This window comes from Agrobacterium tumefaciens (assembly GCF_009649785.1).
Classification (GTDB): Bacteria; Pseudomonadota; Alphaproteobacteria; order Rhizobiales; family Rhizobiaceae; genus Agrobacterium; species Agrobacterium tumefaciens.
The window spans coordinates 166651-188040 of sequence record NZ_WJOK01000008.1; the positions used below are offsets into that span (position 1 = coordinate 166651).

Sequence of the window (21390 nt, forward strand, 5' to 3'; positions counted from 1 at the left end):
TGAATGCGCCGCAGCGATTTTCCGTGCACGGCACAAGACAAGCTTATGCCGCCCCTCACGGCGATTGTCCAGTATTTCCCGATATATCCGCGCTATTTCAGCTTCATCCTGAAACCGAAATGCCGCTTCTCGAAACCCAGCCGCTCGTAAAAGCGATGGGCATCGAGCCTCGCCACGTTGGAGGTGAGCTGCACGGCTTTCATGCCCCTGGCGCGCGCTTCATCAAGGCAATAGTTGATCATGACCGCACCTATGCCACGGCCGCGCATGTCGGGCCGCGTCTGCACCGCTTCAATCACCATGGATTTGGCGCCGCGCCCGATAAGCTTGGTCAGGATGGCCGTCTGGAAAGTGCCGACGATCTCGCCGTCCAGTTCCGCCACGTAAAGCGTCTCGGTGGGTGACGCCTCGATGTCGCGGAAGGCCGCGAGATAGTCCGGCAGCGCCGATTCGTCGGCCGTATCGCCGTGGCCTCCGATTTCGTCAGCGGCATAGATGGCCGCGAGTGCGGGAACATCCTCTTGCCGTGCCGCGCGGATTACCAGCGTATCTAATGTCGCATTCATCGTTTCAGGCTCTTTTCCATGACGATACCGGGAAAACCATCGATACCCGCCATGCGCTCGATTCGGTCAACCTCGGTAAATCCGACGCCTTCATAAAAGGCTATTGCGACAGTATTTTTGGGCTCCACTTCCAGACGCATGATTTCCGCATCCGGAAAGCAGGTTTCAAGCTCGGCGAAGAGATCGCGGCCGACGCCCTGACGCTGGAATTCAGGTGCAACATAAAGCTGGTGCAACAGGGCTGTCTTGCTCATCTTCGCAGACATGGAAGCATAAGCCATACCGCCGATCTGCCGGCCATTATCGGCCACCAGAAATTCGCCGCCCTTTTTCTCGATGCGGTCCTTCATGGCCTGTGGCGAATGCCATGCGGCAATCAGCTCCTTCACCTTGTCTGCGCCGTAGATCGCGTCGTAGGTCGCATGCCAGGTGGTAGCCAGAAGCGCCCGGACCGGCTCGATATCGCGCTGGCTTGCCGTGCGTATGAAAAACATGATGTTTGCTCCGTCTCGAAACAGAAATGCCGGGCGTGATCCCGGCATAAATCAATGTCAGTACCAGTGCTCGACGTCATCCTCGGGCTTATGCCGAGAATGACGGATGAGAACTTGCTACTTCAATGCCATTGTACCGGCACGGGAAGCAGCGTCCGCTTACTCGTCCTCGATGCCGAGCTTGGCCTTCACCAGCGCCTGCACGGCCTGCGGGTTGGCCTTGCCGCCCGTCGCCTTCATGACCTGGCCGACGAACCAACCGGCAAGCGCCGGCTTCGCCTTCACCTTCTCGACCTGATCTGGGTTGGCGGCGATGATCTCGTCCACGGCCTTTTCGATGGCGCCGGTATCCGTCACCTGCTTCATGCCGCGCGTCTCGACGATTTCGGCCGGGTTGCCACCCTCGTTCCAGACGATTTCGAACACATCCTTGGCGATCTTGCCCGAAATGGTCTCGGACTTGATGAGATCGATAATGCCGCCCAGCTGGTCGGGAGAAACCGGCGTCGTCTCGATGTCCTTGCCTGACTTGTTCAGCGCACCGAGAAGATCGTTGATGATCCAGTTGGCGGCGGCCTTAGGGTCGCGGCCGGCAGCAACAGACTCGTAGTAATCGGCGATCGCCTTTTCCGAAACGAGGATCGAGGCGTCGTAGACCGACAGGCCAAGATCGGCGACGAAACGGGCCTTCTTGTCATCAGGCAGTTCCGGCAGATCGACCTTCAGCGCATCGACGAAAGCATCGTCGAATTCGAGCGGCAGCAGGTCCGGATCAGGGAAATAGCGATAGTCATGCGCGTCTTCCTTGGAGCGCATGGAACGCGTCTCACCCTTGCCGGGATCGAACAGGCGAGTTTCCTGATCGATGACACCGCCGTCTTCGAGAATGGCGATCTGGCGGCGCGCCTCATATTCGATGGCCTGGCCGACGAAGCGGATGGAGTTGACGTTCTTGATCTCGCAGCGCGTGCCGAAACCTTCGCCGGGACGGCGCACGGAGACGTTGACGTCGGCGCGCATTGAGCCTTCGTCCATGTTGCCGTCGCAGGTGCCGAGATAACGCACGATGGACCGCAGCTTGGTGAGATAGGCCTTTGCCTCATCCGACGAGCGCATGTCGGGCTTGGAGACGATTTCCATCAGCGCCACGCCCGAACGGTTCAGGTCCACGAAGGACATGGTCGGGTGCTGGTCGTGCATGGACTTGCCGGCGTCCTGCTCCAGATGCAGGCGCTCGATGCCGATCTCGATGTCCTCGAAATTGCCCTGACGATCCGGACCGAGTGAAATCGTGATGATGCCCTCGCCGACGATCGGGTCCTTGAACTGCGAAATCTGGTAGCCCTGCGGCAAATCCGGATAGAAATAGTTCTTGCGGTCGAAGATCGAACGGTTGTTGATCTTGGCCTTCAGGCCGAGACCGGTGCGCACCGCCTGCTTGACGCATTCCTCGTTGATGACGGGAAGCATGCCGGGCATGGCGGCGTCCACCAGCGACACGTTGGAGTTCGGCGCATTGCCGAAAGTGGTCGAAGCGCCGGAAAACAGCTTGGAATTGGAGAGAACCTGCGCATGCACCTCCAGGCCGATCACGATTTCCCAATCGCCGGTGGCGCCGGGAATGAAGCGTTTCGGGTCGGGGGTGCGCACGTCTACAAGGGTCATATGAAGCTCACGATATACGGGTTCTTTGGCCTTGGTGGGTAGAACAAATGGAGCGCGGGCGCAAGACATCTTGCACCCTGTCGCGCCAGGCGCCGGATTTTCGCCGGAACCTGATACGCGTTTTTTACGGTTCTCAGTTTCAATTCACGTCATGACCATGATCGCTCTCTGCTTCATGACCTATATGGCCTTCAATCTTTTCGTCTTTCTTGTCTATTGGTGGGACAAGGAGGCGGCAAGAAACGGTGGCTGGCGCATTCGGGAAAGTACTCTGTTATTGCTTGCTTTCATTGGCGGCAGCTTGGGCGCAGTCTCGGCTCAACAACTGCTGCGCCACAAAACCCGCAAGGAACCCTTCCGCAGCATCCTGATATCCATCGTAATTCTACAGGTGGGCCTTGTCGCGTCCCTCGCCATCATGCCGGACTGGCCGATACGGCTTGTAACCGGCTTGCAGACGCTCTCTCAGAACCCCGGCCCATAAAGGCCGCTCTCGACCTCGACCAGCTGCTTTTGCAGGCCGACGGATTGCACGTCGCGATCAAGCTTCGGCGCATAGGAGACGGAGAGCCAGTGGACGCTGTAACCGTGATGACGGAAAAAGGCGACCGCCGGTTCGTTCTGCGCATGGGTTTCAAGCCGGATGGTTTCGAAATCACGTTGCAATATCTGCCGTTCGATATCCGCAAGCAGGAGGCTGCCTATACCCCTGCGCTGAAAATCCGGATCGATCCAGAAATCGGAAATCGCCTCGTTGAAATGTTCCCGTGCCGCCCATCCGGCAACCGCGCCGCCGAACTCGGCCACGCGGATGGCAAGCCAGGACGAGCGGGTGAAATTGGAAAAGGCACTGGCTGCGTTATCGTAAAGCGTCGTGGTAATGCCGAGCGCCGTTGTGGCCTGCCGCCATGCCCTGAGGCCGATGGCTGCCAGAACCTCCGCTTCCTGCTCCTGCGCATTGCGAATGACGATCAAGCCGCGCCCTCCATGGCCCAACGAAGTAAAGCACCGGCGGCGCGATTCGGCCAGTGCGGTTTCCACACGCCCTGCCCGCCCGGTCGGGTGATGCCCGTGGGACTTGACCGCACACGTCTCCCCCGCTAACCAAAAAGAGCAAACAAGGAGCTTTTATGTTCGCTCAATCGGAGTCCCGGTAACGGCCCTGCCCGCAAGTTTCTTGCGCGCCGGGCCATGATGAAACCGACCTGGATGCCTTAACGGCACCCGGACTTGTTTTCATGCGTCTAGAAGACGCCGACCGGATTTCCGACAATGGACATTTCCCGCGCCGAACAGCGCATTCTTCACCTGCTCGCCCAGGGCGGCAGCATCGAACTCGTTCGAGACGACCATCACAAAATCGAAAAACTCGCGCTCTATACGCGCGACGGCTGGATTTTCAGCGGCCTCGATCTCCTCACCTTCCGCAAACTGAAGCAGAAGAGAGCCATCGCCTCCTCGGGCGGCAAGCCTTACCGCATCACGACGCGTGGTTTGGAACTCGTACGGGGTGAGCTGGACAATCGATAAAAACAAACGGGCGGCACTTGATGCCGCCCGTGACAATTATAGAGCTTTTGTTCAGCCGCTTACCACCACTTGGCGGGGGTGAACTTGCCGGCAGCCTGCTCGATGGCATGCGCCGTCTTGAAGAGCGTCTCTTCTTCGAAAGGCTTGCCGATGAGCTGCAAGCCGAGCGGCAGGCCCTTGCCGTCTAGGCCGGCAGGCACCGAGAGGCCGGGAAGACCGGCCATGTTGACCGTGATGGTGAAGACGTCCTGGAGGTACATCTTCACGGGATCGGAAGCGAGTTCCTCATCACCGACAGCGAAGGCGGAAGACGGGGTAATCGGCGCCAGAATGGCGTCGACGCCCTCATGGAAGACGTTTTCGAAATCGCGCTTGATCAGCGTGCGGACCTTTTGCGCCTTCAGGTAATAGGCGTCGTAATAACCGGCTGAAAGCACGTAGGTGCCGACCATGATACGGCGCTGCACTTCCTTGCCGAAACCGGCTGCACGGCTCTTCTCGTACATATCGGCAATGTCCTTGCCGTCGACGCGCAGGCCGTAACGTACGCCGTCATAACGAGCGAGGTTGGACGAAGCTTCCGCGGGCGCGACGATGTAATAGGCAGGAAGCGCGTATTTGGTGTGCGGCAGCGAGATATCGACCACTTCGGCACCGGCATCGCGCAGCCATTCGACGCCCTTTGCCCAGAGCTTTTCGATTTCTTCCGGCATGCCATCGACGCGATATTCCCTGGGGATACCGATCTTCAGGCCCTTGAGCGACTGGCCGATGGCCTTTTCGTAATCCGGCACCGGCAGGTCGACGGAGGTCGTATCCTTTGCGTCAACGCTCGCCATCGTCTTCAACAGGATAGCGGCGTCGCGCACGTCACGTGCGATCGGGCCGGCCTGATCGAGCGAGGAAGCATAAGCAACGATGCCGTAACGCGAGCAACGGCCATAAGTAGGCTTGATGCCGACGGTGCCGGTAAAGGCCGCCGGCTGGCGGATGGAGCCGCCGGTGTCGGTTGCCGTGGCGCCGGCGCACAGATGCGCGGCAACGGCTGCGGCCGAACCGCCGGAGGAGCCACCGGGCACGAGCTTCTGCTCCGAGCCGTTGGCGCGCCAGGGGTTGATGGCCGGACCGTACCAGGAGCTTTCGTTGGACGAGCCCATGGCGAACTCGTCCATGTTGAGCTTGCCGAGCATGACGGCGCCCTGGTCCCAAAGGTTCTGGGTGACGGTCGATTCGTATTTCGGCTTGAAGCCATCGAGAACATGCGAACACGCCTGCGTGTGCACGTCACGGGTGGCGAAAAGGTCTTTCACGCCAAGCGGAACGCCTTCCAGCTCGCCCGCCGCGCCTGCGGCGATGCGGCCATCGGAGGCTTTCGCCATGTCGCGCGCCTTTTCAGGCGTCAAGGCAACATAGGCGTTCAGCGCGCCGTTGGCGGCGTCGATGGCGGCAATATAGGCGTCGGTCAGCTCGAGGGCGGAAAACTCTTTCGCCTTGAGCTTTTCGCGGGCTTCGGCAATGGTCAGGCTCGTCAGGTCGGTCATGGTCGGCAACGGCTTTCGAAATCTTGGAAAAATCGGGCGGCAAACGGCGGTCGGATTACTCGACCACTTTCGGAACCATGAAGAAGTCCCGGTCGGTCGCAGGCGCATTGGCGACGATGTCTTCCGCCTTGTTGCCGTCGGTGACGACGTCGGCACGCTTTTTCATATCCACGGGGGTAACGGAGGTCATCGGCTCGACGCCGTCAACATTCACTTCCGAAAGCTGCTCCACAAAACCGAGTATGCCGTTCAACTGGCCAAGCATATTTTGTGCTTCGTCTTCAGTAACAGCGATACGGGCAAGGCGCGCAACGCGCTTTACGGTGGCGAGATCGACGGACATGGTTCTACTCCGGTCAGAATTTTCCTAACCGCTATAATCACCATGTCCGCCATTCGCAACGGTAGAAAGCATGTCGCGTAAAACTGTGTAGCGGTTTTGCTGTAGCGACATGCGTCAGCAAAATGTCAGAAGGACAGTATTTCGCCCGGCTTCGGCGTGTGGACGCGCGCATCCGAGCCTTCCATGCCGGCCACGAACTTCTCCGGCGTCTGGTCAACGATCGGGAAGGAACCATAGTGGCAGGGAATGACGTTGGCGAATTTGAAAAAGCGCTGGCAGGCGAGTGCAGCCACCGCACCACCCATCGTGAAGCGGTCGCCGATTGGCACGAGACCGATATCCGGCTGGTGCAATTCGTTGATGAGCTTCATGTCGGAGAAAATATCCGTATCGCCCATATGATAGACGGCCGGACCGTCTTCGAAATGCAGCATCAGTCCATTGGCGTTGCCGAGTGAATGGGAAACGCCATCCTCAGTGATCTGGGCGGATGAATGCAGCGCATTGGTAAAGGTTACGGAAAAACCGTCGAAATGTACCGTGCCGCCAGTATTACCCATATCGACCTTCGCCACGCCCTTGGTGGAAAGCCAGGCGGCGAGATCGGCATTGGCAAGCACCGTCGCGCCCGTTTCGCGAGCAAGCTGGACGGTATCCCCCACATGATCGCCGTGGCCGTGGGTCAGGAGAATATGGGTGATGCCTTCAGCCGCGCTTTTCGCATCCTGTCCGGCAAAACCGGGATTGCCGGTGAAAAACGGATCGATAAGGATCTTCGCGCTGCCGTTTTCAAGGCGGAAGGCGGAATGGCCGAGCCAGGTGATTTTCATGGGAAGTTCTCCTTTGTATTGCCCGTATATTATGACATAGGACGGCTTGAACAACCGCACTACCGATATTTCAGAGAGGCGACAATGGCCGCGGATAATGACGATTACGTGTATGACGAGGCGACCGGCGAATGGCGGCCTGCGTCCGAGCTGGCCGCAGAAGCTTTGCGCGCGAACGAAGTGCGCGATGCGGCAGGCAACGTGCTTGCGGATGGTGACCAGGTAACGCTGATCAAGGATCTGAAGGTCAAAGGCACCAATACGGTCATCAAGCAGGGCACTGTCATCAAATCGATCCGCCTGACCGGAAATCCGGAAGAAATCGATTGCAGGCACGAGACGGTCAAGGGTCTGGTGCTGCGCACCGAATTCGTCCGAAAAAGATAAAGGACAGCGTACGACATGGCGATACTTACCATCGAGGAGCTCGCGGAAACGCTTCAGCCGGCGCAGGCGATTGCGGGCCTCGACCTTGGGACGAAAACCATCGGACTTGCCATGTCGGACCTGTCGCGGCGCTTCGCCACGCCGCGCCCCGTCATCAAACGGGTCAAATTCACTCGGGATGCCGAGGTGCTGCTGGCCTTTGCCGAAAAGGAAAAGGTATCAGCTTTCATCATCGGCCTGCCCATAAACATGGATGGATCGGCCGGACCACGCGCGCAGGCAACACGCGCCTTCGTTCGTACCATGGGGGAAAAAACCGCCCTGCCCTTCATTTTCTGGGATGAACGGCTTTCAACGGTCGCCGCCGAACGTGTGCTTCTGGAAATGGATGTCTCACGCGCCAAACGGGCCGAACGCATCGATTCGGCAGCCGCAAGCTTCATTCTTCAGGGCGCGCTGGACAGGCTTTCGGCACTCGCCCGCGCAACGGGCTGACGTCCCTGCCACCAATTGGCAATCTGTTTTCGCTTGCGGAAAGCAAGGATCGCAAAAACGATCAGGCTGTCGACCGCTATGGCGCGCGCGACCAGCGGCGGCAGGCTTTCCGGCGGCAGGCCGAGGATATTGCCGTAAATCTGGAATACCAGATCATGCGTCTGGCGCGTCAGCATGAAGAAGCCGAAGCTCAAGTCGTAATAGGATAGCCAGTACCAGCTGCCGAGCAATGCGACGGGACCGGCCCAGAGGATCAAAAACCACTTCATGCAGTCTGCTCCCGCGTGAAAATCGTATCGGGAATGCCAGCAAGCACCGCCCAGCGCACCAGAGCCATCAGGCAAAGGTTAAACGCTGGCGCGTCAATATCCAACGGCAGCATAGCAAAAAACGTCATCATGACGCCCAAAGCTGTCCAGCGGCTCACTTGCGGCTCCCTTATACGCAGTCATTGCGCATGGTTAACATTTTGTTAATGCACACTGGACCGGTAACCATGGCTAAGCAAATGAAAGCTGTCGGTATGGTTAACGGTGGCGGGTTCGGCTGTGGAAAACACCCCTCACGAAGCCAACGGCATGCGATGCCGCAAGGTTGCCGGACCACTGAAAACATGGTTGATTTTTCGTCAAATAACGGCCGATTTTGTTAAGGCGACCGTCTCGCCCGGCTCGTTACGCCGCGCTCAGCCGTAAACGCCGCGCACCAGTCTTTTGACGGCGGTTGCAATCTTGTCCCAGTCCTTGTCCGACTTCAACGGCACGCCGGCGAACTGGCCGCTGGTGGCGGCGGAAATCACGAGATGCTGGATGGCGGCGAACAACACGGCATTGACGGCTGCGGTATCTACGCCCTTGGGTGCTGCCAGCGATCCGCGCATGCGCTCCAGCCATTTGCCGAGCGATTTGGCACGGGCTTCGGCAAGCTGCCTGACCTGCGGCGAGCCATCCGACACTTCCCAGGCAATGATCTTGCAGACGAGAGGATCGCTGCGCAGCGCATCCATGAAATAAAGCGCCAGCTTTTCCATGAGATCGCCATAGGTCAACAGGAACATGCCGCCGGTATCTTCAGGAATACGGTCCTTCACCCAGGATCCGAGATCCTCGCCGATCGCCTCGATCAACCCTTCCAGACCGCCGAAATAACGGTAGATCAGCTGCTTGTCGCATCCGGCGCGGCGGGCAACGGCATTGATGCCAAAACCCTGAAAGCCCTCTTCGGCCAGAAGCGACCGGGCCGCCTCAAAAATCGCCTTCTCGGTCGCAGCGCGATCCTTGATGCGCTTTTCCGGCTTGTCGGCTGAAATCACCTCTGCGGTCGCCAGCATGCTTCCCTACCCGTCTTTTAAAAGGCCTGACCCAACGGGTTAACAAAGCATGAAGACGAGGACAATGCAGCGCAGCAGCTGGGGAGAAGGTTCCTGTGGATGAATGAAGATCGAGGACCCGTACCCCGCAAATAATCACTCCAGCGCCATTCCAAACCACACGGTGCCTGTTGTGTCGTGAGTTTCGAGACGTTTGAAGCCGCGGGTTTCCCAAAAGCGGATACCCGCCTGGTTGCGCTCGCTGGCGCCGAGGTGGATGCCATAGACGTTGTTTTGTCTCGCCATATCCAGCCAGCGCGACAAAAGCCGCGTGCCGCCGCCCTTGCCCTGTGTGCGTGGCAGAAGGTTCAGGTGGATATGGGCCGGAAACGGATCGGTCAGCCAGGTTGGCGTGTGGCGCGGGTGGTGGATGAAATGTGCACGGCGCTGATCGGCGTCCCATGTTTGCTGGTCGCCAACGGGGTCGGGATAAAGGGCGCGCAGATGCGGCCACCACTCACGCTCCAGCCGCTCATCATGCAAGGCGGTATCGAGCGCGCCGGCGATGTAACCGCAGACACCCTCTTCGTCTTCCGCCACAAAAACGGCATCGGGCCACAGATGCAGATAAGGCACGGAATAAATATGCCCCACCATGCGGCCATCGCGATAAAGCGGGGTGGCATCCTGCCCGGCATCGCCGGTGGCAAGACTGATGGCGTAGAGCGCCTCTTCATCTTCAGGACGGGCGGAGCGGAAGGTCAGCATCTGCTATCGACCTCCATCTTCATGCGCGCGCACGCGCCCAACGACTTAAAGACAGAAATACGCCCCACGCCAACGCCTTTTCTCAAATCCGATACCCCTCCCACAGGGACTGCAACAACAGCTTTCCACCCTTTATCGGTCAGGACGCGGGCGGATACAATAAATCGATTATATAATTCGGATCAAAGCGAGAATCGAGCATGCCGTAAGTATGTCGCCAACCACCCGCCAGACGGGTTTCGAGGAAGGCGTCTGCGATCTTGCCGGCGCCGAGCCGGCAAAGCTCTGCGGCAGCGGCAGCAAGTGCGAATTGCTCCACCAGCAGGCGGGCAGCACCCTCATCGCGTTCGGCAAGCGCGATTGCGGCGCGCAGCACATCCGTGGTCTTTTTTCCGGCGGGTCCGAGGTCGCGCTCCAGCGTCTGGAAAACGAGATCGAACAGATCCTTGCCGCGCTGAAGAACACGCAGCACATCCAGCGCCATGACGTTGCCGGAGCCTTCCCAGATGGCATTGACCGGCGCTTCGCGGTAGTGGCGGGCAATCGGCCGTTCTTCCACATATCCGTTGCCGCCAAGGCACTCCATCGCCTCGTAGATCAACGCCGGCGCGATCTTGCAGCACCAGTATTTCACAATCGGCGTCATCACCCGCGCATAGGCCGCCTCGGCGGCATTGTTGCGGGCGGCATCGAATGCCGATGCCAGCCGGAAGGAGAGTGCCGTTGCGGCTGCGACATCCAGCGCCATATCGGCGAGAACGCGCGTCATGATCGGCTGGCTCACCAGCGTCTTGCCGAAGACAGAACGGCCGCGTGCGAAATGCACGGCTTCGGCGAGCGAAGCGCGCATCATGCCTGATGATGCCAAAGCGCAGTCGAGCCGCGTCAGCGTCACCATGTCGAGAATGGTGCGCACACCGCTGCCGGGTTCACCCAGAAGATAACCGAAAGCATCGGTGAACTCGACTTCGGCGGAGGCATTGGAGCGGTTGCCTAGCTTGTCCTTCAGGCGCTGGAAATGCAGGCCGTTGGCGGAACCGTCTTCCAGATAACGCGGCACCAGGAAACAGCCCATGCCGTCGCCCATCTGCGCCAGCATGACGAAACCGTCGCTCATCGGCGCGGACAGGAACCATTTGTGGCCGGACAGGCGATAGATGCCCTCGCCCACCCGCTCCGCCGTGCTGCGGTTGGCGCGCACATCCGTGCCGCCCTGTTTTTCCGTCATGCCCATGCCGACGGTGACGGCGGTTTTCTGCAAGGCCGGCTTCTGCGAGGAATCATATTTCCGCGACAGTATCTTCGGCACCCATTCCTTCTGCACACGCGACGAGGTCATGATGGCGGCGACGGAGGCGCTGGTCATGGTCAACGGGCAGAGATGCCCGGCCTCGAGCTGCGAGGTCAGATAAAATTTGGTGGCGCGCGCCTTGTGTTCATTGCCGCGCGTTTCGGCTGCATTTTCCCAGACGCTGGAATGAAGACCCGATGACATGGAACGGCGCATCAGTGCGTGCCATGCGGGATGGAACTCAACCTGATCGAGACGTTCCCCGCGCGGGCCATGCGTGTGCAGCTGCGGCACGCCTTGATTGGCCATGCGCGCCAGTTCCTGCGCCTCGTGCGAGGTGACGTAACGGCCGAGCTGGTCGAACTCGTCCCTCAGATTGCGTGACAGGCCGGATGTGAGGTCGACGATCAGCGGATCGGAACGATAGGCATTAATACCGGACCATAGGCTAGGCTGGTTTAGTTCGGCGAGCGATTCTTCTGTCCGGTTCATGCCTGTCATTCGCATCCTTCTATCGGGATTCGTGCTTTATTGCGTGTATATGCCAAAACCCGGCTTATCGCATGCTTGCCCGCAAAGCCACCTGTCTTTATAGACCCGTTGACTATTGCGACCCGGAGGACAATTTCCATGGTCTATTTTCCCCACCGCCATCTCCTCGGCATAAAGGGGCTTTCCCATCAGGATATAACCCTGCTTCTCGACAAGGCCGACGAAGCGGTGAAAATCAGCCGTCAGCGCGAGAAAAAAACCTCGACGCTTCGGGGCCTCACGCAGATCAACCTGTTCTTCGAAGCTTCGACCCGGACACAATCCTCCTTCGAACTTGCCGGAAAACGGCTTGGCGCCGATGTGATGAACATGTCGGTCAGCAATTCCTCGGTGAAGAAGGGCGAAACGCTGATCGACACGGCGATGACGCTGAACGCCATGCGCCCCGATGTGCTGATCGTGCGTCACTCCTCGGCCGGTGCCGCAGCCCTTCTCGCGCAGAAGGTTGCCTGCTCCGTGGTCAATGCCGGCGACGGCCAGCATGAACACCCGACGCAGGCCCTTCTCGACGCGCTGACCATTCGCCGCGCCAAGGGTGATCTTTCGGGAATAACGGTGGCGATCTGCGGCGACGTACTGCATTCGCGCGTTGCCCGCTCCAACATCATCCTGCTCAACCAGATGGGCGCGCGCGTGCGCGTCGTGGCTCCCGCGACGCTTCTTCCCTCCGGCATTCGCGACATGAGCGTCGAGGTCTTCCATGACATGAAGGAAGGCCTGAAGAACGCCGATGTTGTGATGATGCTGCGCCTGCAGCGCGAGCGCATGTCCGGCTCCTTCGTGCCTTCGGTGCGCGAATATTTCCACTATTACGGTCTCGATGCCGAAAAGTTGAAGGCAGCGAAAGAAGATGCGCTGGTCATGCATCCCGGCCCGATGAACCGTGGCGTGGAAATCTCATCCGAAGTGGCTGATGGTCCGCAAAGCGTCATCGAAAGCCAGGTGGAAATGGGGGTTGCCGTGCGCATGGCTGTCATGGAAACCCTGCTTGTCTCGCAAAATCAGGGTGAGCGCGTATGAGTGCCGTGACCGTTCTCAAAAACCTTCGCATCGTTGATCCCTCCCGCAATCTGGACGAGGTGGGCAGCATCGTCATCGGTGCCGACGGCACGATCCTCGCCTCCGGCGGGCAGGCACACAACCAGGGTGCGCCCGAGGGTGCGACGGTTCGCGACTGCAAGGGGCTGCTGGCCGTTCCCGGTCTGGTGGATGCCCGCGTCTTTGTCGGTGAGCCGGGCGGCGAACACCGTGAAACCATCGAATCCGCATCGCGCGCGGCAGCGGCCGGCGGCGTCACCAGCATCATCGTCATGCCGGACACCGACCCCGTTATCGACGACATTGCGCTGGTCGAATATGTGAAAAAGGCGGCACGCGACAAGGCGCTCGTCAATGTGCATCCCGCCGCAGCACTGACCAAGGGCCTCAACGGCGAGGAAATGACCGAGATCGGCATGCTGAAGGAAGCCGGTGCGGTTGCCTTCACCAATGGACGCAGGGCGCTTTCCGACACGCTGGTGCTGCGCCGCGCCATGACCTATGCGCGCGAATTGGGTGCGGTGATTGCACTTGAGACCCGCGACAAATATATCGGCGGCGGCGACATGAACGAGGGGCTTTTCGCAAGCTGGCTCGGTCTGTCCGGAATCCCCAAGGAAGCCGAGATCATTCCGCTCGAGCGCGACCTGCGCATTGCCGGTTTGACGCAAGCGATCTATCACGCCGCCAAGATTTCCGTGCCGGAGTCGGCGGAAGCGATCCGTCTTGCCCGGCAGCGGGGCGTCAAGGCGACCTGCGGCATCTCGATCAACCATCTGACGCTGAACGAGAACGATATCGGCGAATACCGTACGTTCTTCAAGCTCTCACCTCCCTTGCGCGCAGAAGACGACCGCAAGGCCATGGTCGAGGCGCTGAAGGATGGCACGATCGACATCATCGTTTCCTCGCACGACCCGCAGGACGTGGACACCAAGCGCCTGCCCTTTTCGGATGCGGCAAGCGGTGCGGTGGGGCTGGAAACCATGCTGGCGGCGGCGCTTCGCCTTCACCATAGCGGCGAAGTTCCGCTGATGCGGCTGATCGATGCGCTTTCCACCCGCCCGGCGAAAATCTTCGGACTGGATGCGGGATCGCTTAAAGCCGGCGCGAAGGCTGATATCACGCTGATCGACCTGGACGAGCCTTGGCTGGTTGCGAGAGATCAACTGGTGTCGAAATCCAAGAATACGCCGTTTGAGGATGCCCGTTTCAGCGGCCGCGCTGTCGCCACTTATGTGGCTGGCAAAGCGGTTCATTCCTTGGCATAAGATCACGGACATGGGATCACGCAGGCGCGCGACGAGAGGGAACGTTGAATGAGTGCTTTGACTGACTGGCAGACGGCGCCTGCCCTTCTCGCGCTTGCGGCGCTGATTGGCTATCTATTCGGCTCGATACCCTTCGGCCTGCTTCTTACCCGCATGGCGGGGCTGGGCGATGTGCGCAAGATTGGTTCCGGCAATATTGGCGCCACCAATGTGCTGCGCACCGGCAACAAGAAGCTCGCCGCAGCGACATTGCTGCTGGATGCGCTGAAGGGCACCGCCGCAGTGCTCGTCGCCAATGCGCTCTGGGGTTACGAGGCGTCGCTGGTTGCCGGTTTCTTTGCCTTTCTCGGCCATCTGTTTCCGGTGTGGCTCGGTTTCAAGGGCGGCAAGGGCGTGGCGACCTATATCGGCGTGCTTTTAGGCGCTGCCCCCCTGATGATGCTGGCTTTTGCGCTGATCTGGCTCGCAACCGCGTTCATCACCCGGTATTCCTCGCTGTCGGCGCTGGTTGCCATGCTTGTGATCCCGGTCGCCCTCTGGATAGTCGGGCCTGAAAAGACGGCGCTTCTGGTAACGTTGCTGAGCGTGATTTCCTGGTGGAAACACCGGGAAAACATCGCACGGCTTCTGGCCGGCACGGAAAGCAGGATCGGGCAAAAGGGCTAAGGCCAGCTTTAGGGATACGTCATGCCGCATGAGGAAACGACACGGCAGGGCATAGAGCTTTCCGCGCGGCAGCGGGTCGCATGGCTTCGGCTGATCCGCAGCGACAATATCGGCCCCGTCACCTTCCGCGAACTCATCAATCATTTTGGCAGCGCTGAAAAAGCGCTCTCTGCCCTGCCCGAGCTTTCAAGGCGCGGCGGTTCATTGCGCAGTCCGCGCATTGCCACACAGGCGGAAGCGGAAGGTGAAATCGAAACGGCTGAAAGATTCGGCGCTCGCTTCGTCGGCATCGGTGAGCCAGACTATCCGCCTGCCCTGCGACAGCTCGACGGCGCGCCGCCACTGATCGCCATGAAGGGATCAGCATCCACCGCAACAAGACCTTGCGTCGGCATCGTCGGATCACGCAACGCCTCCATCAACGGCGCGAAATTCGCCGCGATGCTGGCGCGCGATTGCGGTCGTGCGGGCTATACGATCGCTTCCGGGCTGGCGCGCGGCATCGATGCGGCAGCGCACCGGGCAAGCCTTGCAACCGGCACGGTGGCCATGCTGGCGGGCGGTCTCGACCGTCCCTACCCGCAGGAAAATTTCGGGCTCTTGCAGGACATCTACGAACAGGGCGGCGCGACGATCAGCGAAATGCCCTTCGGCTGGGAGCCCCGCGCTCGGGATTTCCCCCGCCGCAACCGGCTGATATCGGGCGTCTCGCTCGGCGTCGTCATAGTGGAAGCGGCAGAACGATCCGGTTCGCTCATCACGGCGCGTCTTGCCGGCGAAGCGGGGCGGCTGGTTTTCGCCGTACCAGGCTCCCCACTCGATGCGCGCTGCGAAGGCACCAACCGGCTGATCAAGGAAGGCGCGATGCTGACCACGGGGGCGGCCGATATTCTCGATGCGCTACGACCGCTGATGGAACCGCAATTGCCCTATGACCGCAAGGTCGAGGAACCACGATCCGATGAGGAAATGTCACCACCGGGAGATGACGAGCGTAGCATCGTTGCCGCCGCTCTCGGGCACTCGCCCGTCGAAACGGACGATATCATTCGCCACACGGGTTTTTCCGCAGCCACGGTTCACATGGTGCTGCTGGAACTCGATATTGCCGGGCGGTTAAACCGGCACGCCGGGGGGCGGGTTTCGCTCCTCGCGGATTGAAAGCTTGCGCCGCCCGCTCTGGATATCGCCGACTTCCACATAGGCCATTTCAATCAGATAGCACAGCATGTCGGCGCCCTCGCGATTGGCGACGAGCCTCAGTTCCGCGAGCATCTGGCGAATGTAAGCCAAGTTCTCTCTGGTCCCTTCATTATCGGCATTATTGTTTGTTGCGTTCGGGACCATATATCTATCCTGGAATTTCAACCTGAAACAAAGATCATTACGTCAATTCAAATCATGTTGGTCACTATAACAAATTTACCAAAGATTGCAATACAACGACAGATTATCCATAGGTTGCAATTGCCTTGGAGCGATAAAATCGGGCTTGCCTCTTGACCCGCGCGCATTACCTGTCCATGTCGAATTATAAAGAAGGCGAATTGCGGCATTATGCCGTGATCCGGCTATGTTAACGGACCAGTTCCAGAGAAAAACAATATGAATGTCGTCGTCGTAGAATCTCCTGCCAAAGCCAAGACGATCAACAAGTATCTTGGTCCGGGCTACAAGGTTCTTGCATCCTTTGGCCACGTCCGGGACCTTCCTGCCAAGGACGGATCTGTGCTGCCCGACCAGGACTTCGAAATGTCCTGGGAGGTCGATAGCGCATCCGCCAAGCGCATGAAGGACATTGCCGACGCGGTGAAATCCTCCGACGGCCTGTTTCTCGCAACCGACCCGGATCGCGAGGGTGAAGCAATTTCCTGGCATGTGCTTGATCTCTTGAAGAAGAAGCGCGTTCTCGGCGACAAGCCGGTGAAGCGCGTGGTCTTCAACGCCATCACCAAAAAGGCGGTACTGGACGCGATGGCGAACCCGCGCGACATCGACGTGCCGCTGGTCGATGCCTATCTTGCCCGCCGTGCGCTGGATTATCTTGTCGGTTTCAACCTGTCGCCGGTTTTGTGGCGCAAGCTGCCGGGCGCCCGTTCCGCCGGCCGCGTGCAGTCCGTTTCGCTACGTCTCGTCTGCGACCGCGAAGCCGAGATCGAGCGTTTCGTCTCCGAGGAATACTGGAACATCAGCGCGCTGTTGAAGACACCGCGCGGTGACGAGTTCGAGGCGAAGCTGGTTTCCGCCGATGGCAAGAAGCTGCAAGGCCGTTCGATCAAGACAGGAGATGACGCCAACCGCCTGAAGGCGCTCCTGGAAGGCGCGACCTATATTGTCGATACGGTCGAGGCGAAACCCGTCAAGCGCAATCCCGGCCCGCCCTTCACCACCTCGACGCTGCAGCAGGCTGCCTCCTCGCGCATGGGCTTTTCGGCCTCGCGCACCATGCAGGTGGCCCAGAAGCTTTATGAAGGTATCGACATCGGCGGCGAAACCGTTGGTTTGATCACCTATATGCGTACCGACGGCGTGCAGATGGCGCCGGAAGCGATCGATGCCGCACGCCGCGCCATCGGCGAGCAGTTCGGCGACCGCTATGTGCCGGAAAAGGCGCGCTTCTACTCGACCAAGGCAAAGAACGCGCAGGAAGCGCACGAAGCTATCCGTCCGACCGATTTTAACCGCACACCGGATCAGGTGAAGCGTTACCTCGATGCCGACCAGTTGCGTCTTTACGACCTGATCTGGAAGCGCGGCATTGCGAGCCAGATGGCATCTGCCGAAATCGAACGTACCACCGTGGAAATCCTTGCCGACAAGGACGGTGAAAAGGCCGGGCTTCGTGCCGTCGGTTCCGTCATCCGCTTCGACGGCTTCATTGCCGCCTATACCGACCAGAAAGAAGATGGCGAGCAGAGCGACGACGGTGACGATGAAGGCCGCCTGCCGCAGATCAATGCGCGCGAGAACCTCGCCAAGCAGAAGATCAACGCCAGCCAGCACTTCACCGAGCCGCCGCCGCGTTATTCGGAAGCATCGCTCATCAAGAAGATGGAAGAACTCGGCATCGGCCGTCCTTCCACCTATGCGGCAACACTGAAGACTCTAAGCGACCGCGAATATATCATCATCGACAAGCGCAAGCTCATTCCCCATTCGCGCGGACGGCTGGTGACGGCTTTCCTCGAAAGCTTCTTTGCCAAATATGTCGAATACGACTTCACCGCCGATCTGGAAGAAAAGCTCGACCGCATTTCCGCGGGCGAACTGGACTGGAAGCAGGTGCTGCGCGATTTCTGGAAGGATTTCTTCGCGCAGATCGAAGATACCAAGGAATTGCGCGTTACCAACGTGCTGGATGCGCTCAATGAAGTTCTGGCCCCGCTGGTCTTCCCCAAGCGTGAGGACGGCTCCGATCCGCGCATCTGTCAGGTTTGCGGCACCGGCAACCTTTCGCTGAAGCTCGGCAAATATGGCGCTTTCGTCGGTTGCTCCAATTACCCGGAGTGCAACTTCACCCGCCAGCTCACGTCCGATGGCTCGGAAGCCGAAGCTTCCGTATCCAATGAGCCGAAAGCGCTGGGTGCCGATCCGATGACCGGCGAGGAGTTGACGCTTCGGTCTGGCCGTTTCGGCCCGTACATCCAGCGCGGCGATGGCAAGGAAGCCAAGCGCTCCTCGCTGCCCAAGGGCTGGAAGCCTGAGGACATCGACCACGAAAAGGCGCTGGCGCTCATCAACCTGCCGCGCGATATCGGCAAGCATCCCGAAACCGGCAAGATGATTTCCGCCGGGCTTGGCCGCTACGGACCCTTCCTGTTGCATGACGGTTCCTATGCGAACCTCGAAAGCATCGAAGACGTGTTCTCGATCGGCCTCAACCGTGCCGTTACCGTCATTGCCGAGAAGCAGAGCAAGGGACCGGGGCGCGGCCGCAACGGCACGCCTGCGGCGCTGAAGGAACTGGGTGATCACCCCGATGGCGGCCCGATCACTGTCCGCGACGGGCGTTACGGCGCTTACGTCAACTGGGGCAAAGTTAACGCCACCATTCCAAAGGGGCAGGATCCGACCTCCGTGACGCTGGACGAATCGCTGGTGCTGATTGCCGAGCGTATCGCCAAGACAGGAACCGGCGGCAAGCCCGCCAAGGCCAAGAAACCTGCTGCCAAGAAGGCCGATGGCGACACAGCCGCAAAGCCGAAGGCGACAAAAGCCAAGGCCGCAACGAAAAGCAAGACGGCTGCCAAGCCGAAGGCCGCAGCCAAACCCAAGAAGGCAGAATCGTGAGCAAGGCGCCGCGTCAGAGACAGGGTTCCGCCAGCGACGGCTTCGGACGTACCGGGCGCGGCAAGCGGGCAAATGAAGGTGAAGGCATCATCCATGGCGAGGTGCCTTCCCGCGAAGTGCTGCTGAAATTCATCGCCGAGCATCCGCAGCAGGCCTCCAAGCGCGAAATCGCCAAGGCTTTCGGGCTGAAGGGCGACGACCGCGTTGTGCTCAAGGCACTGCTGAAGGAGCTTGAAACCGATGGCATGGTGCAGAAGAGCCGCAAGACGCTGACGCGACCGGGTGGCCTGCCGCCGGTGACGGTTCTCGACATCACCACCCGCGACAAGGACGGCGAATTGATCGGCCGGCCTGCCGAATGGCCTGAAGATCAGGGCGCGGCCCCCGCCGTGCTCATCCGCCAGTCCTCGCAGGATCGCAGTAAGAAAGCCCCTGCCGCCGGTCTCGGCGATCGCATTCTGGCAAAAATATTCCCGTCCAAGGACAGCGTCGGCCCGGCCTACACGGCCCGCGTCGTCAAGCTGATCGACCGCCGTCAGAACGCACTGCTTGGCGTGTTCAAGGAAACGGAAGGCGGCGGCGGACGCCTGATGCCGATCGACCGGCGCGGCGAGGAAATGGTCATCGACCCCGAGAGTGTGGGCGATGCCAAGGACGGCGACCTGATCGAGGTGGAAACCTCGCGCAACAGCGGTCGTTACGGCCTGACGCGCGCAAAGGTTCTTTCGGTCGTCGGCTCAGTCGCCTCGGAAAAGGCGATCTCGATGATCGCGATCCATGCCCACGGTATTCCGCACATCTTCCCGCCGAATGTTCTGGCCGAGGCGGATGCCGCAAAACCCGCGACCATGTCGCACCGTGAAGACTGGCGCGACCTGCCGCTGATCACGATCGATCCGGCCGACGCCAAGGACCATGACGACGCGGTCTATGCCGAACTCGACCCCTCGCCCGACAATCCTGATGGAGTGATCGTCACCGTCGCTATCGCCGACGTGTCCTGGTATGTGCGATCAGGCGCACCGCTCGACCGCGAGGCGCTGAAGCGTGGTAACTCCGTCTATTTCCCTGATCGTGTCGTGCCGATGCTGCCGGAACGCATCTCCAACGACCTCTGCTCGCTGAAGGAAGGCGTCGACCGCCCTGCCCTTGCTGTGCGGATGACGTTCTCGAAGGAAGGCCGCAAGGCGAGCCACACTTTCCATCGCATCATGATGAAGAGTGCCGCCAAGCTCTCCTACCAGCAGGCGCAGGCCGCAATCGACGGCCGCCCGGACGACAAGACCGGCACGCTGCTGGAGCCGATCCTGAAGCCGCTGTGGCACGCCTATGCCGTGATGAAGCGCGGCCGCGATCGCCGCCAGCCGCTGGAACTCGACATGCCGGAGCGCAAGATCCAGCTCAGGCCCGACGGCACTGTGGACAAGGTCATCATTCCCGAACGCCTCGACGCGCACAAGCTGATCGAGGAAATGATGATTCAGGCGAACGTCGCCGCCGCAGAGACCCTGGAAAAGAAAAAGCAGCGGCTGGTCTACCGCGTGCATGACGCCCCCACACTTACCAAGCAGGAAGTGCTGCGCGAATTCCTCGGCACCATCGGCATTTCCATGGCCAAGGGTGTCGCGATGCGCGCCAATTCCTTCAACGGCATTCTGGCGCGCGCACTCGACACGCCGCACCAGATCATGGTCAACGAGATGGTGCTGCGCAGCCAGAGCCAGGCGATCTACAGCCCGGAAAATATCGGCCATTTCGGCCTCAACCTGATGAAGTACGCGCATTTCACCTCACCGATCCGCCGTTATGCCGACCTGATCGTGCATCGGGCGCTGGTCGGATCGCTAGGCCTCGGCGAAGGCGGCATCACCCCGCATGAAGAGGCGACGCTGGACGATATAGCCGCCGAAATCTCGACCTTCGAGCGCCGCGCCATGGCCGCAGAGCGCGACACCATCAACCGGCTGATCGCGCACCATCTTTCCGAGCGCGTCGGTGAGGAGTTCGATGGCCGCGTCGCGGGTGTCACCAAGGCGGGACTATTTGTCGCGCTGCCGCAGTTTGGCGCCGACGGGTTTGTTCCTATATCTACACTTGGAACCGACTATTTCCTCTACGACGAAGCCCATCAGGCTCTGACGGGGGAAAAGACGGGTCTCGGTTATCAACTCGGCGATACGGTTCAGGTGCGGCTTGCAGAAGCGGTACCCTTGGCTGGTGCGCTGCGGTTCGAAATGCTGAGCCCGGGGCGCAAGATGCCGGTCGGCTCGCGGTCGTTCCACAAGGCAGGCCGGCGGACATCACGTCCTTCCGCCAAGCCGGGAACAAGGCCGCCGAGAGGACGTCGGTAACAA

23 protein-coding genes are annotated in these 21390 nt (G+C 60.0%); 10 read left to right on the forward strand and 13 right to left on the reverse strand.

The annotated features are described in order from the left end of the window. Positions 1–92: 92 nt before the first annotated feature. The 3 genes from GH784_RS10955 to gatB all read right to left on the reverse strand — a co-directional run bounded on the left by GH784_RS10955 (position 93) and on the right by gatB (position 2725). Complete coding sequence (locus GH784_RS10955) at positions 93–566, reverse strand: GNAT family N-acetyltransferase (protein WP_065704672.1); 474 nt, start codon at positions 564–566, stop codon at positions 93–95. Then, positions 563–1060 (reverse strand): GNAT family N-acetyltransferase, encoded by a 498-nt coding sequence (locus tag GH784_RS10960; protein WP_013635976.1) that lies wholly within the window; start codon positions 1058–1060, stop codon positions 563–565. Before GH784_RS10960 ends, GH784_RS10955 begins: the two co-directional genes overlap by 4 nt. Positions 1061–1219: 159 nt before the next feature. Continuing rightward, positions 1220–2725, reverse strand: coding sequence for an Asp-tRNA(Asn)/Glu-tRNA(Gln) amidotransferase subunit GatB (gatB, locus tag GH784_RS10965; RefSeq protein WP_065704674.1), 1506 nt, complete (start codon positions 2723–2725; stop codon positions 1220–1222). Between the two features lie 151 nt (positions 2726–2876). Between gatB and GH784_RS10970 the strand changes: the two genes are divergently transcribed. Next, on the forward strand, positions 2877–3209 hold the full coding sequence (locus GH784_RS10970) for a DUF1294 domain-containing protein (RefSeq protein WP_065704676.1): 333 nt from the start codon (positions 2877–2879) through the stop codon (positions 3207–3209). On the opposite strand, the gene GH784_RS10975 is transcribed toward GH784_RS10970, so the two are convergent. Further along, positions 3191–3700: a GNAT family N-acetyltransferase gene (locus GH784_RS10975; RefSeq protein ID WP_065704678.1), complete on the reverse strand. Its 510-nt coding sequence runs from the start codon at positions 3698–3700 to the stop codon at positions 3191–3193. The genes GH784_RS10970 and GH784_RS10975 overlap by 19 nt on opposite strands. Before the next feature lie 297 nt (positions 3701–3997). Between GH784_RS10975 and GH784_RS10980 the strand changes: the two genes are divergently transcribed. Continuing rightward, positions 3998–4255, forward strand: a complete 258-nt coding sequence (locus GH784_RS10980) for a YjhX family toxin (protein ID WP_065688241.1) — start codon at positions 3998–4000, stop codon at positions 4253–4255. 59 nt (positions 4256–4314) lie between these two features. Here GH784_RS10980 and gatA read toward each other — a convergent pair whose 3' ends face one another. The 3 genes from gatA to GH784_RS27130 form a co-directional block, all read right to left on the reverse strand. Continuing rightward, positions 4315–5796: an Asp-tRNA(Asn)/Glu-tRNA(Gln) amidotransferase subunit GatA gene (gene gatA, locus GH784_RS10985; RefSeq protein WP_003512742.1), complete on the reverse strand. Its 1482-nt coding sequence runs from the start codon at positions 5794–5796 to the stop codon at positions 4315–4317. 55 nt (positions 5797–5851) lie between these two features. Beyond that, on the reverse strand, positions 5852–6139 hold the full coding sequence (gene gatC / locus GH784_RS10990; protein WP_003512734.1) for an Asp-tRNA(Asn)/Glu-tRNA(Gln) amidotransferase subunit GatC: 288 nt from the start codon (positions 6137–6139) through the stop codon (positions 5852–5854). 125 nt (positions 6140–6264) lie between these two features. After that, entirely contained in the window at positions 6265–6969 is a 705-nt protein-coding gene (locus tag GH784_RS27130; RefSeq protein WP_003512733.1) for a metal-dependent hydrolase, read from the reverse strand. An 84-nt stretch (positions 6970–7053) separates the two neighbouring features. Here GH784_RS27130 and GH784_RS27135 point away from each other — a divergent pair, with 84 nt between their 5' ends. Both GH784_RS27135 and ruvX read left to right on the forward strand, forming a co-directional pair. Continuing rightward, on the forward strand, positions 7054–7356 hold the full coding sequence (locus GH784_RS27135; RefSeq protein ID WP_003512732.1) for an alkylphosphonate utilization protein: 303 nt from the start codon (positions 7054–7056) through the stop codon (positions 7354–7356). A gap of 15 nt (positions 7357–7371) precedes the next feature. Beyond that, entirely contained in the window at positions 7372–7851 is a 480-nt protein-coding gene (ruvX, locus tag GH784_RS11000) for a Holliday junction resolvase RuvX (protein WP_003512731.1), read from the forward strand. On the opposite strand, the gene GH784_RS11005 is transcribed toward ruvX, so the two are convergent. From GH784_RS11005 to GH784_RS11025, 5 genes are all read right to left on the reverse strand, one after another. Next, a complete protein-coding gene (locus tag GH784_RS11005) occupies positions 7803–8120 on the reverse strand; it encodes a DUF6105 family protein (RefSeq protein WP_003512730.1) in 318 nt (105 codons plus the stop codon). The two genes, ruvX and GH784_RS11005, sit on opposite strands and share 49 nt — an antisense overlap. Further along, positions 8117–8278 (reverse strand): hypothetical protein, encoded by a 162-nt coding sequence (locus tag GH784_RS11010; protein ID WP_013635969.1) that lies wholly within the window; start codon positions 8276–8278, stop codon positions 8117–8119. Before GH784_RS11010 ends, GH784_RS11005 begins: the two co-directional genes overlap by 4 nt. A gap of 258 nt (positions 8279–8536) precedes the next feature. Further along, positions 8537–9181, reverse strand: coding sequence for a TetR/AcrR family transcriptional regulator (locus tag GH784_RS11015; RefSeq protein WP_003512728.1), 645 nt, complete (start codon positions 9179–9181; stop codon positions 8537–8539). 135 nt (positions 9182–9316) lie between these two features. Beyond that, on the reverse strand, positions 9317–9928 hold the full coding sequence (locus GH784_RS11020) for a GNAT family N-acetyltransferase (protein WP_065704680.1): 612 nt from the start codon (positions 9926–9928) through the stop codon (positions 9317–9319). 139 nt (positions 9929–10067) lie between these two features. After that, positions 10068–11720, reverse strand: a complete 1653-nt coding sequence (locus GH784_RS11025) for an acyl-CoA dehydrogenase family protein (RefSeq protein WP_025593276.1) — start codon at positions 11718–11720, stop codon at positions 10068–10070. Between the two features lie 129 nt (positions 11721–11849). Between GH784_RS11025 and GH784_RS11030 the strand changes: the two genes are divergently transcribed. From GH784_RS11030 to dprA, 4 genes are read left to right on the forward strand one after another with little or no spacing between them, the layout of a single operon-like run. Next, on the forward strand, positions 11850–12791 hold the full coding sequence (locus tag GH784_RS11030) for an aspartate carbamoyltransferase catalytic subunit (RefSeq protein ID WP_003512724.1): 942 nt from the start codon (positions 11850–11852) through the stop codon (positions 12789–12791). Then, a complete protein-coding gene (locus tag GH784_RS11035; RefSeq protein ID WP_065704682.1) occupies positions 12788–14080 on the forward strand; it encodes a dihydroorotase in 1293 nt (430 codons plus the stop codon). Before GH784_RS11030 ends, GH784_RS11035 begins: the two co-directional genes overlap by 4 nt. Before the next feature lie 48 nt (positions 14081–14128). After that, positions 14129–14746: a glycerol-3-phosphate 1-O-acyltransferase PlsY gene (plsY, locus tag GH784_RS11040; RefSeq protein ID WP_003512722.1), complete on the forward strand. Its 618-nt coding sequence runs from the start codon at positions 14129–14131 to the stop codon at positions 14744–14746. A 21-nt stretch (positions 14747–14767) separates the two neighbouring features. Then, on the forward strand, positions 14768–15907 hold the full coding sequence (gene dprA / locus GH784_RS11045) for a DNA-processing protein DprA (protein ID WP_065704684.1): 1140 nt from the start codon (positions 14768–14770) through the stop codon (positions 15905–15907). Here the strand turns inward: dprA and GH784_RS11050 are convergent. Then, positions 15863–16093, reverse strand: coding sequence for a hypothetical protein (locus GH784_RS11050; RefSeq protein WP_019565491.1), 231 nt, complete (start codon positions 16091–16093; stop codon positions 15863–15865). The genes dprA and GH784_RS11050 overlap by 45 nt on opposite strands. Positions 16094–16351: 258 nt before the next feature. Between GH784_RS11050 and topA the strand changes: the two genes are divergently transcribed. Then, the gene (gene topA, locus GH784_RS11055) at positions 16352–19036 is read left to right on the forward strand and encodes a type I DNA topoisomerase (protein WP_003512719.1); all 2685 of its coding nucleotides are present in this window, start codon (positions 16352–16354) and stop codon (positions 19034–19036) included. Further along, positions 19033–21387 carry a ribonuclease R gene (rnr, locus tag GH784_RS11060; RefSeq protein ID WP_065704686.1) on the forward strand — a complete coding sequence of 785 codons (2355 nt, stop codon included), beginning with the start codon at positions 19033–19035 and terminating at the stop codon, positions 21385–21387. The genes topA and rnr overlap by 4 nt, the downstream gene beginning before the upstream one ends. The last annotated feature ends 3 nt before the right edge of the window (positions 21388–21390 follow it).